Genomic DNA, 13,629 nt, shown 5'->3' on the forward strand with positions numbered 1-13,629 from the left:
AGTCCTTCGGGGCTCCGGCTTTTTGATGCTCCGGGTTCATCCCTTCCTCCCGGTCCGGACGGCGTGAATATCCAGGGGGGAAACTTCCGGTATTCATCATGCGCTTCTTCACGCAAACAGGTAATAAACCAGCATCAGCGCCAGATTGACGCCGGCAGCCAGCAGCGCCCTGCCCGGCCTCAAATACCGCGCCTTTCCAAGAAAGGCCGCCAGCGCCGCAAAGACGGCGTACAGGGAGATCCACATCACAAAAAATGCCGTCAGGCTCCGCTCGTTCCCCAGCCTGGCCTGGGGCATGTTCCCGCCAGGGAAAAGAAACGGCAACGCCGGAAGCACGGCGTAAATGACATATACCCAATCCCTGGCTATCACCCTGAAAGAGACCGTCAGCGGCTCCTTGTCAAACAGAATATTACGGGAGCAGGCGTTCCGCGTCTTTTCCTTCCTCAGGGCGCAGGGCAAATAGAAGGGAAGAAGCATCAGCGCCAGGACAGGCCCGGCATATAAAATGGCGGCCATTCCCGCTACGAACGCGAAGGAAGCGGCAAAAAGGACAGGCACGCCCGCCATAAGCAGGAAAAGAAAGGCTGTGCTGCGCTCCGCCTTCTCCCCCATTTTCAGGAAAGACCATGAAAGATAAGCCACTGGGTAAAAATATGGTTTTTTGAAGTCTGCCAGAAATCGAGGCCGTGCGCAAGGGAAAGCCGCCCACAAACATCCGGTGCGGCAGAGACCCAGCCCTCCGCACGCGGCAAGAGGGGAACCAGACAGACTCTGATTGGGATTGCCCCGCGCCCGCGCCCGCGTTATCCTGCCTCTATGGTCTACCGAATTTGCAAATCCATTGAACTGGAAAGCGGGCATCTCCTGTCCAAACACCCCGGCAATTGCAAATTCCCGCATGGCCATACGCGCTCCGTAGAGATGGTGTTCCGGGCGGAAACGCTGAATGCCAATGACATGGTGCTGGATTTCAAGGCCGTCAAGCAGATGATGGGGGATTTCCTCCAGCAGTTTGACCACTCCCTGTGCGTGAATACGGAGGACCCCAATTACGCCGCCTTCGTGGCCGCATACGGGGAGCGCATCATTCCGTTCGACCGGGAAGACCCCACCAGCGAGGTGATGGCCCGCACTATTTTCAACGTTGCCCGTCACGCGCTGGAAAAAGCCAGGGAGAACCCCGGCGAATATCCTGTGAGGGCCTGTGTGGTGCTGGAACGCGTACGCGTATGGGAAACCAGCAGTTCCTGGGCGGAATATGGGGAATAACTGAAACAGCGCGTTTCCCGCCGGGCGGAACGCTCCGCAAAGATTCCCGGCCCCGGCCGGAGGCACGGCCGCAATGCAGCCCACCCCGGAGTTCATCCCTTAAAAGGGATTCAGGCATATCATGCGTTTCTGCGTCCAGTGCCCGTAAGCGGAAGAATATACATCCGTAATTTCCCGGGCCCATTCGTCAATGGTGCGCTGATGGTGGGCGTATTTTTTAAAATCCTTGGTGTCCACGCCCAGCAGGGAGCTGTGGTCTTCCTCATAATCCGCAAATTCGGAAACGACGCGGCCGGACTCATCCTTCAGGCGTCCCGCCATGGCAATGTGCCCTTTCTTGATGAACCGTTTGACCAGCCCTCCCCCCTTGATGCCGCTCAGCGCCGTGACAAAGATGCCGGCCCTGGCATTCGTGGGAGTGATGGAAATGATGGCGAGTTCCAGCGTATAGGCCCCCCTGGTTCCCGGAGGCACCATTTCAAAATGCGGATTTTCGGCAACCTCCTTTTCCATTCTGGTTGCAACGCTCTTCTGGAAATATTCCGCCAGGCTGCGCAGGGCATCAAACCCTTCCGCGGTATCCGGCCTTACATCCATGTGCGCCGTATCCACCGGAACAACAGCCATCAGGACTTTTTTGCCATCCACGCCGTTCACCCTGTCATTCCAGATTTTTTTGTCATCGGCATTCCAGTACGCGTCAAAGGGAATATGGGAATCCTTATTTTTTACCTGATGAGCAATAAATCCTGTCTGGGGAACATGTTTGAAGTTATTGGAACAAGACACTACCGCCATGCAGCCAAGCAACACGAGAGCCATCAGGGAAGCTGAGAATAAAAAACGGTGTTTCTTCATATCAAGTAACAGGCAGAATCGTTTTTATCATGGCCCGGCACCAGCTGTCAATAAAACCTGCGGGTGAACATCCGGGGCGGCGGCCTCCTGCCGCGCGGAAGGGGCCAAAGCGGGAATGCCTAGTCTTCTTCCCCCATGGGGCGGTATTTCACGGCCAGTTTTTCCAGGATTTTCAGGGCCCTGGCGGCGCGGCGGCGGAAGGATTTGTAGTCCCGGGGGTCGCAGTCGCTCCAGGCGCGTTCGGACAGGGCCAGGGCGCGCGGCCACGCCATGTATTCCACCAGCCCCATATTGTACAGGTATTCCGTCCAGATGTTCGCCTGGAGGCCGCGCACCCTCGCGGCTTCCTCCGGGGAGAGTTCCGGCAATTCATAGCCGTACACCTGTTTGAGCGGAATAAGGCCTCCTACGGCTTTCGGCTCCGTGGACGCGGCAGACTGGTAATAGTCAAAATAGAAATGGGAACACGGCGCCAGGATGACGGGATGACCTTTCCTGGCCGCCGCCGCGGCAAAGCCGTTGCCGCGCCACGCCATGACGAGGATGCGTTTGTCCGCCTCCAGTTCCCCGGCTTCATCCCAGACAATGGCGTCATAGCCGTCCTTCCGCACGTAGTCCGCAATCTGCTGCAGGAAATCCCGGCTCAGGGCCTTGAGGTCCTTCTCCCTCAGGCTTTTTAAGCGGTTCTGGCAATACCGGCATTTTTTCCATGCCTCGGCAGACACCTCGTCATGGCCCAAATGAATGGGGGAGCCGGGCGGAAAGACGGCCTTGAGTTCATCCACCACGTCTTTCACGAAGCGGAGCGTTTCCGGCCGCCCCATGCAGACGGCGTCCCGGCCTCGTTTCCCTTCCACGGGGAAGTCCACGCCATCGCAAATCAAATCCCCGTAGGCATGCATGGCCGCATAGGAATGGCCGGGAAGGTCTATTTCCGGAACAACGGTGACCTGGCGGCTGTGCGCATAGGCAATGATCTCCCTCATCTGCTCCTGGGTGTAAAAACCGCCGTAGGTAGCTTCCGGGTCATGCTCCTGGATGGCGAGTTTCACTTCCTGCCAGTTCCACTCCCCGTCAGCGAGCGGAACGCGCCAGGCGCTCATGGAGGTAAGCAGCGGATATTTTTTAATTTCCAGGCGCCAGCCGGGACCGTCCGTCAGGTGCAGGTGGAGGCGGTTGAGCTTGAATAGGGACATGGCGTCAACCATGCGCTTGACTTCCGCCACGGTGAAAAAGTGGCGGGAAACATCCAGCATCATGCCCCGCCATTCAAAGCGGGGAACATCCCGGAGGGAAAAAACGGGTACGGAAAACCCTTCCCCGGTCCGGTTGGCGTTCAACACCTGAACCATGCTCTGCCACGCGTAGAAAAGGCCCTGGGGAGCCGCCGCTTTCAGATGCAGGATGCCCCTCCCTTCCCTGTCGCGCACCAGGCGGGCTTCATATCCTTCGCCCGTCCCCGAGGGGCTTCCCTCAACCGAACAAACGGCGTCCGCAGACGCCCTGTCACGGGTCATGGAGAGGCCGGACAAAACGCCCTGGGCGTTGAGCACATTGAGGAGGGCTTCCACTACGGGAACATCCTTTTCCGACGCATACACCGCCAGCCGCTGCGGGAGATGAGCCACGGCGGCCCGGTCAGACCTGCATGCGGAAGGCGCTGGGAGCAACACCTCCTCAGCCGGCAGCGTTTCCGCCATGCCCGCGCCCGGCACTCCGGACAGAGCCAGCCATGCGGCCAGCCGGAAACAACGCCCCTTATTCATCATTCAGGAAATACGGGCCGCCCTTGTCTCTTCTTTCAATGGAAGGAGCTTTCCCTCAGGCCCCTGTGTTCCGGAAAGCAAAGGCGCGGCCGTATTCAGCCGCGCCTGCCAGTTTCCATCCTTTTTTACATTTACCTGCGTCCGCCAAAAAGGCCGCCGAGACCGCCACCCAATCCACCCAGGCCCTTCAGGCCTCCCAAACCTCCGCCCATGCCGGGAAAACCGGGCATCTTGCCCCCCTTCCCTTTCATGGAAGCCATCTGCTTCATCATGGCGCCCATTTTGCCCTTGCCGGACATCATCTTGCGCATTTCGGAAAAATTCTTGATCAGCTTGTTCACTTCCATCAGCGGGCGGCCGCAGCCCGCGGCAATGCGGCGGCGGCGGGACGGATTCAACAGGTTGGGATTGCTCCTTTCCTTGGCCGTCATGGAGAGCACAATGGCTTCCATGTGCTTCATCCGCCTGGGGTCCAGGGCGCCTTCCGGAAGCTGTTTCTTGATTTTGCCGAAGCCGGGGAGCAGGCCCAGCAGTCCTTCCAGCGGTCCCAGGCTCTGCATCATTTTCATCTGGTCCAGAAAGTCGTTGAAATCAAATTTGCCGGACATCATGCGGTCCATGGATTTGGCCGCCTGCTCTTCGTCAATGCGCGCGGCGGCATGCTCCACCAGCCCGACAATGTCGCCCATGCCCAGAATGCGGTCCGCCATGCGGCCGGGGACGAAGGGGCCGAACTGGTCCAGTTTTTCCCCCTCACCGGAAAATTTGATGGGCTTGCCCGTCACGGAACGCATGGAAAGAGCCGCGCCCCCGCGGGCATCGCCGTCCAGCTTGGTCAGGACGATGCCCGTCACGTTCACGGCACGGTCAAAGGTCTGGGCCACGTTCACGGCCTGCTGGCCCGTGGCGGCATCCGCCACCAGGAGCGTTTCCCGCGGCGCAAGGAAGGAGTGCAGATGGCGCAGCTCGTCTATCAGGGCTTCATCCACCTCCTGACGGCCCGCCGTGTCAAAAATCATGACGGTCCCGTTCTGGGTCCGGGCCCATTCCAGAGCCTCGCGCGCCACGGCCACCACGTCCCTGCTGCCGGGAGCGGGCTTATAAACGGGCACTCCTATTTGTTCCGCCAGCGTGGCCAGCTGGTCCACGGCGGCGGGGCGCACCAGGTCGCAGGCCACCAGCAGGGGGCGGCGCCCCTCGTTCTTCAGGCGCAGGGCCAGCTTCGCGCTGGTCGTGGTCTTGCCGGCGCCGTTCAGGCCCACCACCATGATTCTGGCAGGGTCCGTCAGGTCCAGCCCCACGGCGTCCCCACCCAGCAGGGCGGCGATTTCATCACGGAAAATTTTGACGATTTGCTCTCCGGGCTTGATGGATTTGAGCACTTCCTGCCCCATGGCCCGTTCCTTCACGCGGCCGATGAATTCCCGGGCCACGCCAAACTCCACATCCGCCTCCAGCAAGGCCAGCCGAATGTCGCGCAGGGCGTCTGCAATATTTTTCTCGGAAATCTTGCCTAGGCCGCGAAGCCTCCGGAACGTGTTATCCAGTTTATCTGCTAAAAGTGAAAACATAATCGTATGATGCGCCAGACTGTGCCACATTTCCCCCTTCCCGTCAACAAGCGCGCCCTGCATGGGACATGATGCTTGACTTGCCGGGGGCTTCGCCCCATCTTTTCCCGCATGGCACCCTTTGACCTGAAAGAGGAAATTTTACGCCTGAAAGAAGAACGCAACGCCATCATTCTGGCGCACAGCTACCAGACCGGGGATATCCAGGACATAGCCGACTACGTGGGCGACTCCCTGGGGCTGGCCTACAAGGCGCAGAATACGGATTGCGACGTGATCGCCTTCTGCGGCGTCCATTTCATGGCGGAAACCGCCAAAATTCTTAATCCGGACAAAACCGTCATTCTTCCGGATGCTGACGCCGGCTGTTCTCTGGAAGCCTCCTGCGACGCCGGTGAGCTGGAAGCTTTCTTAAAAGAAAACGCCCATAAAAATTACTATGTAGTGGCGTATGTGAACTGCTCCATCGGCGTCAAGGCGCTGGCGGATGTAATCGTTACTTCCGGAAATGCCGTAAAAATCGTCTCCCAGGCTCCGCAGAACCGCCCCATCCTGTTCGTCCCGGACCAGAATCTGGGCGCTTGGGTAAGCCGCCAGCTTGGCCGCCCCCTGGAACTGTGGAACGGGGCCTGCCACGTGCACATGGAATTCACGCGGGACCAGATTCTTGCCCTGAAGGAAAAGCACCCCGGCGTGCCGGTGGTGGCCCATCCGGAATGCACGGAGGCCGTGCGCCTGCTGGCGGACCATATCTGCTCCACGGAGAAAATGATTCCCTATTGCACGGAAAGCCCCGCCAAATCTTTCATCATTGTGACGGAATCCGGCATTCTGCACCGTCTCCGCAAGCTGGTTCCGGGCAAAGAATTCATTCCCGCGCCCACGGAGCAATGCTCCTGCAGCACCTGCCCGTTCATGAAAATGAACACGCTGGAAAAACTGTATCTGGCCCTCCGGGACCTCTCTCCCGCCGTGGAACTGCCGGAAGACCTGCGCAGAAGGGCGGAAGCCCCGCTGCTGCGCATGCTGGAGCAATCCCAATCCTGACCCCTGCCTTTCCCGCATGATACGCCTTTCAGACCACATCGCGGCCGCTGGCGGCTGGCTCTCCCTGGAAGCTTTCATGCAGCTGGCCCTGCACCACCCGCAGGAAGGGTACTACTCATCTTCCATTGAAAACATCGGTCAACGCGGGGATTTTTCCACCACCCCCACGCTTTCCCCCATCCTCGCAAAAGCCATTGCCGCGCACTGGAAAGAAGCCTGCGCCCGCTGCGGCAGGCGGCTGCCCCTGCTGGAAATAGGCGCCGGTTCCGGCGCCCTGGCCGTCAAAATCCTGGAGCGGCTGGGATTCTGGAACCGCCTGAATACGGACTACGTGATTGTGGAATCTTCCCCGCGGTTGCGCGAATTCCAGCACCTTCTGCTGGGAGGCAGGGCCAAAATTTATTCCACCATGGAAAAGGCGCTGAAACACTGCGGAGGCAAGGCCTTTATTTTCTCCAACGAGCTGGTGGACGCTTTCCCGGCGCGCGTATTCGAATACACGGAACAGGACTGGAAGGAAGTGGGGCTTGTCGTGAAAAACGGAGCCGTCCGGGAAGAACTGCGCCCCGTCCGGCAGCAGCCGCTTTTCTCCCATATACTGGAATACGGTTCCCAACCGGGGCAGCGGGTGGAAATTCACGACTCCTACGCGCGCTGGTTTACGAGCTGGCTTCCCCACTGGAACATGGGCGTCATGACGGTCATCGACTACGGGGATGAAATGGAGCGGCTGTACTATCGCCGCCCCCGGGGTTCCCTGCGCGGGTACAAAAGCCACCAGGTGCTGACCGGAGAGGAACTGTACCGTAACCCCGGCCTCACGGATTTAACCTGTGACGTCAATTTTACGGACCTGCTGGAATTATCCCGCAACTGTCTGGGAGACACAGTCACTTTCATGACCCAGCGGGACTACCTGCTCCCCCATGCGGAGAACACGCCTCAGGATGCCTTCCTGACGGATGAACACGGAGCCGGAGGGCACTTCCACGTACTCATTCAGGAACGCCAGCGGCAGCAACCGGAATAACCCTTAGACGCCAAAACACCGGGAGTTTTTTCATTACCGGGTTTCCTTGAGCGAGGAATAAAATACCAGATAGCCGCTTTCCTGGGGATTTGCCGGCAGCCAGGAAGGTAGGGCATCTATCAGGGAGACTTTCTAACAAATAGAAAAATAATTGCGTCTATAGATAGAAAGTACTGATAGTAAGACAATGCCATCATCCTTTGGCAGGAAACATCTGTCACCTTTTATAAAAAATCAAAAATATTCAAACAAAATTCTATCGACACAGGCTCTGGATAACCCTATTAAGAAAATGGTCATGGGAGGATTGCGCTCATCTTGTTTTATTCATTAATCCCAACTCTTTAATGCCTTATGAATCCCCCTCATCATTCTTCCATTCCTACTTATCGCAAATGGTACTTTGGAGCGGGAGGCAGCGTTGGCGCGCAGGGCATGAGGGCAGTTTCGGAATCCGCGCCGCTGCCGTTTGAAGCAATCCGGATTCATGAGGAAAGGAACGTGGGGCCGCCGAGCACGTCGGCGGACGGCTACAGCGCGCAAGGCACGTTCACCATCCCGGAAGGAGCGGACGGCAAAAAACTTTACGGCACCTGCTCGCTCTTCCTGGGGGTGGACGACTGGGGGAGCCTGGAGGTAAAAGACTCCGGCGGCAAGGTGGTGGCGCAGGTGGACCTGAAGGAAAACCCGCAGACGGCGGGAGCGCAGGGGGGGCACAGCTACCACACGGGAGTCGGCGGGGCGCAGCTCCCCTCCGGCGCCTACACCTGGGAAGTCAGCCAGACCAACATCGACTACCAGCCGGCCAGCGGCAACACCTCCATCTGCAACTACAGCATCGACGTGATTCCGACGGAGCCGGGGGGCAGGAAAGAGCCCGAACCGTGTCCCTGCGAAGGAAACACGTGCGACGAAAGCGGCGGAACGCCGCCCTCCCCTTCCCGGTCGGGTCCTGGCGGGGCGGGAATGGAAAGCGGCGTCCTGGGAAACTACAGCTCGGCGGGGTGCAGCGTGACGGCGGAAAGCACGGCCACGCTGATGTACTGGTCGTGCAACTTCGGAGCGTTCCGTGGGCTGGGAGGCATCCCGGCCGGAAGGGTGGAACTGAGGGCTGAGAAAAATACCTCCGGCCTGGAAAACCCGGCGTCATTGGCCTACAACCATCCCCTGAACAGCCGTCTGGACGTGCCCGAAGGAGGCATTGTCCCCGGAGCGCGGTTCACTCTGGCGCAGGGAGGCCGGGAAATTGCGATGCGCTGCTACACCAACGGCGCGGTACTGCCCATCGGGGTGGACACAGGCGGCGGAGGGCGTGCGGCGCTGGTCACGGCGGAAGGCCAATCCTGCCTGCGCTGGGTGGTGGAAGACGGCAGCCAATACCTCTTCTCGGCGGAAACGGGAGAGCTCCTCTCCTACACCACCACCGACAGGCAGGTCATCTCCAACGCGTCATCCTATCTGGACGTCAGGCATGCCGAAGACGGCTCGCTGAGGCAGATATGGAACCTGTGGGACGGCCTGCTCAACGTGGAAAACGTCACGGCCGCGGGCTACGCCATCGCGCTCTATACCCCTGGGCAAATCACCGGAACGGACGAACAGGGATTTTATACGGTCGCCGGAACACCCTTCAAAACATTTGCCCTCTCCCTGTCCGCGGACGGCCGCTTCACCATCACGGAACAGGCGCCGGCCAGGCAGCCCTACGCCGTCACCTGGTGGAACAGCGGCCTGGCGTGGAACATGAAGAAAGGAACGGGGGAAGACGCCATCACGACCCTCCGCACGCGCACGGAACTGGAACCGGAAGACGCGGTCTGGCTGCTGGTCACGGAAACCTCCAAAAACGGAATCGTGGCGGCGCGCGCCTGCGCCATCTACCAGACCACGGACGTCGGCGACCTGCTGCTCGCGCTGACGGAAGGCTACCAGACCCCGGAGGCGCAAACCACGCAATACGGCTACGACCAGTGCGGCAGGCTCAAAACGGAAATGGCCATGGACGGCAGCCAAATTCATGACGCGTACGACCTTTACGGGCGCCTGCTCTCCCGCGACGAACCGTGGGCGGAAAGCGGGCGGCGCATCACGCGCTACACCTATGCCTATTCGGGAACGGACAACTTCAGCGACGCCCCCGCCACGGAAACGGTGGACCTGCTCCCGCTGGAAGGGCATGTCAAAACGCTCACATCCACCACCTGGAACTACACGACGGCCAACCACATCAAAAGGACGGAAAAAAAGGTCACGGGACTGGGCGTGGCGGGCACGCGCCTGACGGCGGAAGAACAATGGCTGGCCGGCGCCGCCAACATCCATGCCCGCGGGCGCACGCGGTTCAGCCGGGACCTCAACGGCGTGCAAACCTGGCACGACTACGCGGCCGCGGCGGAGCACGGCGCCCTCTACACGGAAACGGTGGAAACGCGCGTCAACGGAAAAACCGTGCCGGGCCAGAGCACGCGCACCACGACGTGGATCACGGCGGAAGGACAGCGCGTCCGGGAAGAAAGCTACGCCCTGCTCACCGGCGGGGAATGGGCGCTCACGGGCAGCGCCGTCTACGAATTTGACACGCAGAACCGGTGGGTGAAGCGGACGGCGGGCCATGGGCGGGTGACGCAGCGCGAGCTGATGTGCGACGGGCGCCTGCTGTGGGAAACCGACGAAAACGGCATCAGGACGGACTACGCCTACGACACGGCGCGCCAGCTGACGGAAACCACGCGTTCCGCCGTGATGGACGGGGAAACCGTCGTCACGCCGGAAACCATCACCACCTACGCCCGGGATGCGGCGGGGCGCGTGCTCTCCACGCGCCGGGACACGGGGGCGATGACCACGCAGGAAAGCGCCATCTACGACCTGCTGGGAAGAACAACCTCCACCACGGACGTCCTGGGCCGGGTCACCGCCTACGCCTACAGCGGGGACGGCCTGACGGCGACGCGGACCGCCCCCTCCGGAGCCACGTTCGTCACGCGCAGCGCGCCGGACGGAACGGTCCTGGAAGAATCCGGGACGGGGCAGCGGCACGTCATCTACGCCATCGACCTGGTCAGTGACGGCGTGCGGACCTTCACGAAAACCGTCTCCGGGGAAACGGAAACCGAGCTGCAGCGCAGCATCGTCAACGGAGCCGGGGAAACCCTGCGCACGGGCGTCCCCAACACCGTCGGCGGAGTCATTTACACGAGGCGCACCTACAACGCCAAAGGGCAGCTGATCAAGGAACAGACGGACGCGGGCAACGCGGCCACGACGATGGCCCCGACCCTGTGGGAATACGACGCCTTCGGCAACAGAACGAAAGAAACCTGGAAGCTGGCCGATCCGGCCACCGTGTCCAACTCGCGCATCACCGCGTGGAGCTACGGCGCGGAACAGGCGGAAGACGGCGTGTACCGGGTCGTCACGGCGACCAGGAACAACGGCCGGGGAACGACCTGCGACGAAACGCGGAAAACGCTTCTTTCTTCCCTCTCGTCCACGCTGGAAAGCAAAGACATTTCCATCGATCCCAGGGGAAATATATCCACGCAGTGGAGCGAGTACGGAGCGGGCGCCCTGCGGACGCAAAAGAGCAGCATCCCCACTTCCGACATCACGGCCACCGCTACGGTCATCGACGGTTTTATCATCTCGCAGACGGACCACGCAGGCGTCACGACCACGCAGACCCGCGCCTATACGGAAACCGGCGTCATCTACGCCCATACGGACGGCCGGGGCAACACGGTCACGACGCGCACCGACCTTGCCGGGCGCACCGTCTCGGTGACGGACGCGGCGGGCAATACGACCGCCACGGCCTACAGCCCTTATTTCGACCTGCCTGCCGTCGTCACCAACGCGCTTGGGAACACGACGCGCTACAGCTACGACCTCCGGGGCCGCAACACGGCGCAATGGGGAACGGGAACCCAGCCCCTGCTCTTCGCCTACGACGAGGCGGACAGGATGACCAGCCTCACCACGTTCCGGGAGGACGCCGGCGACATCACCACGGATCCTACAGGGCGCACGGACGGAGATGTCACCACGTGGAGCTACGATGACGCCACGGGCCTGCTCATCCGCAAAACCTGGGCGGACGGGACGCATGAGGACACGGCCTACAACGCCCTGAATCTCCGCTCCACGCTGACGGACGCGCGGGGGGTGGTCACCACCTGGGGCTACAACCTGAAAAAGGGGGTCAACAACTCCGTCTCCTACAGCGACTCCACGCCCGGCATCCAGTATGCCTACAACTATCTCAACCAGCTGACCCAGGTCACGGACGCTTCCGGTACGCGCGTGCTCACGTACACTCCCTATAACGAACCGGACACCGACGCCATTACCATCGAAGGCGCCTCCTGCCAGCTCCAGGAACACTACGACACTTACGGACGCTCCTCCGGCTACGCCTTAACGCAAGGAACCGGCGTTCTCCAGGAAGTGAACCAGGGCTATGAAGCCGACGGGCGGCTGGCCAGCGCCGGAATCATGCACGAGGGGGAAGAACAGACATTCTCCTACGGCTACCTGGCGGGAAGCAATCTGCTCTCCAGCCTCGCGATGCCCGACGGCATCGTCCGGGAACTTTCTTACGAACAGCGGCGTGATTTGATCAGCGGCCTAGACTGCCGTCTGGGGGAAACCGGGCTCGTCTCCCGGACCCAAAGCTGCGACGCCCTGGGACGCCCGGTCACCCGCACGCAGCGGCGGGGAACGGAGCCTGCCCGAAGCGACAGCTTCAGCTACAACGGCAGAAACGAGCTCACCGGCGCTGCCCTGGGCGCCGCCCCCTACGGTTACAGCTACGACAATATCGGCAACCGCAAGACCGCGCAGGAAATAGAGGAGGAGTTTGCCTACGCGGCCAACGAACTCAATCAGTACACCGGCATTGAAGAAAGCGGGGAAGCGCCTTTTGTTCCGACGTACGACGACTCGGGCAACCAGACGCTCATCAGGACGTCAACGGGCATCTGGACGGTGGCGTACAACGCGGCCAACCGCGCGGTGAGCTTCACCAGCCAGAATGGAAACACGATTATTGAGTGCGGCTACGATTACCAGGGACGGCGCTACATGAAGAAGGTGACGGTTAACGGCACGGTCGTCAGCCACGAACGCTACCTGTACCGCGGCTATTTGCAGATAGCCGCCCTGGACATGCTTAACAGCCGGAACGTGATTCGAACGCTGTTGTGGGACCCTCTGGAACCGACAGCCACCCGCCCCCTGGCCCTCATGCAGGATAATACCCTTTACTGCTACGGCATGGACTTCAACAAGAATGTGACGGAGGTGTTCGACGCACAGGGAACGATCGCGGCGGCTTACGACTACTCGCCCTATGGACAGGCGGCTTCCACGGGAGACCTCGTCCAGCCCGTCCAGTGGTCCGGCGAGATGCACGACGAAGAACCCGCCCTGGTCTATTACAATTACCGCTATTACAACCCAAAAGACGGCAGGTGGATCAATCGCGATCCCATCGCTGAACAGGGTGGATGGAATTTGTACGGGTTTGTTGGGAACAGCACTCAAGATCAGGTTGATGCTTTGGGGTTGGAAAATAAGGAAAAAGAATTTCTTGGATATATTTACGATCAAACTTTAGAAGGGACAGACATATACATTTGTGAAACAACAGGATTGAAAATAAATGACAAAATTTTAAATAACACAGTTACAGCATCCATGAACGCTTTCAAGGAAGCTAATAGTGCTAATCAAGCGGCAAGCAATATTAGATATGCAAAAGATTTTAGTAAAAAAGTATCTAAACTTTATAAAGTAACTCCCGGAACAAAAATTCCCGGAGTAAAAATTTCTGCAATTGAAGATATAATTGATTTTGTCTATATAAAAAGAGATGAAAAAATTGCGTATCAACAATTTTATGAAGCAGCGACACGGTATCAAACGCTGAAGAAAAAGACATTCTCAAGTTGTTTTGAATTATGCGTGGCCATGGGAGAGTATGCAAAAATATTTTTAAAAAATGATTTAGGAAAAGGAATGGTTAAATTTTCTACTGACTATTGTATTTCTAAATGTAGTAAAAGACATAAGACATTAGATTAAT

General features: G+C 59.3%; 8 protein-coding genes. 4 read left to right on the plus strand and 4 right to left on the minus strand.

Annotated elements, in window-relative coordinates; all coding sequences use genetic code 11:
• Positions 1–108: 108 nt before the first annotated feature.
• The gene (locus O4G22_RS11150; RefSeq protein ID WP_306701801.1) at positions 109–645 is read right to left on the minus strand and encodes a hypothetical protein; all 537 of its coding nucleotides are present in this window, start codon (positions 643–645) and stop codon (positions 109–111) included.
• A 174-nt stretch (positions 646–819) separates the two neighbouring features.
• Here O4G22_RS11150 and O4G22_RS11155 point away from each other — a divergent pair, with 174 nt between their 5' ends.
• Positions 820–1,272 carry a 6-pyruvoyl trahydropterin synthase family protein gene (locus tag O4G22_RS11155; protein WP_094136211.1) on the plus strand — a complete coding sequence of 151 codons (453 nt, stop codon included), beginning with the start codon at positions 820–822 and terminating at the stop codon, positions 1,270–1,272.
• Positions 1,273–1,371: 99 nt separating this feature from the next.
• Here the strand turns inward: O4G22_RS11155 and O4G22_RS11160 are convergent, their stop codons facing one another.
• From O4G22_RS11160 to ffh, 3 genes are all read right to left on the minus strand, one after another.
• Positions 1,372–2,130 (minus strand): hypothetical protein, encoded by a 759-nt coding sequence (locus O4G22_RS11160; protein ID WP_290488589.1) that lies wholly within the window; start codon positions 2,128–2,130, stop codon positions 1,372–1,374.
• Positions 2,131–2,249: 119 nt separating this feature from the next.
• The gene (locus O4G22_RS11165) at positions 2,250–3,899 is read right to left on the minus strand and encodes a beta-N-acetylhexosaminidase (protein WP_306701802.1); all 1,650 of its coding nucleotides are present in this window, start codon (positions 3,897–3,899) and stop codon (positions 2,250–2,252) included.
• Positions 3,900–4,027: 128 nt separating this feature from the next.
• Positions 4,028–5,467 (minus strand): signal recognition particle protein, encoded by a 1,440-nt coding sequence (ffh, locus tag O4G22_RS11170; RefSeq protein WP_295980412.1) that lies wholly within the window; start codon positions 5,465–5,467, stop codon positions 4,028–4,030.
• 111 nt (positions 5,468–5,578) lie between these two features.
• On the opposite strand from ffh, the gene nadA reads away from it, so the two are divergent.
• The 3 genes from nadA to O4G22_RS11185 all read left to right on the plus strand — a co-directional run bounded on the left by nadA (position 5,579) and on the right by O4G22_RS11185 (position 13,628).
• On the plus strand, positions 5,579–6,514 hold the full coding sequence (nadA, locus tag O4G22_RS11175) for a quinolinate synthase NadA (RefSeq protein ID WP_306701803.1): 936 nt from the start codon (positions 5,579–5,581) through the stop codon (positions 6,512–6,514).
• A gap of 16 nt (positions 6,515–6,530) precedes the next feature.
• Entirely contained in the window at positions 6,531–7,544 is a 1,014-nt protein-coding gene (locus tag O4G22_RS11180; protein WP_306701804.1) for an SAM-dependent methyltransferase, read from the plus strand.
• A gap of 354 nt (positions 7,545–7,898) precedes the next feature.
• The gene (locus O4G22_RS11185; protein ID WP_306701805.1) at positions 7,899–13,628 is read left to right on the plus strand and encodes an RHS repeat-associated core domain-containing protein; all 5,730 of its coding nucleotides are present in this window, start codon (positions 7,899–7,901) and stop codon (positions 13,626–13,628) included.
• Position 13,629 lies beyond the last annotated feature (1 nt).

It is taken from the genome of Akkermansia muciniphila (genome assembly GCF_030848305.1).
Lineage (GTDB): Bacteria > Verrucomicrobiota > Verrucomicrobiia > Verrucomicrobiales > Akkermansiaceae > Akkermansia > Akkermansia muciniphila_A.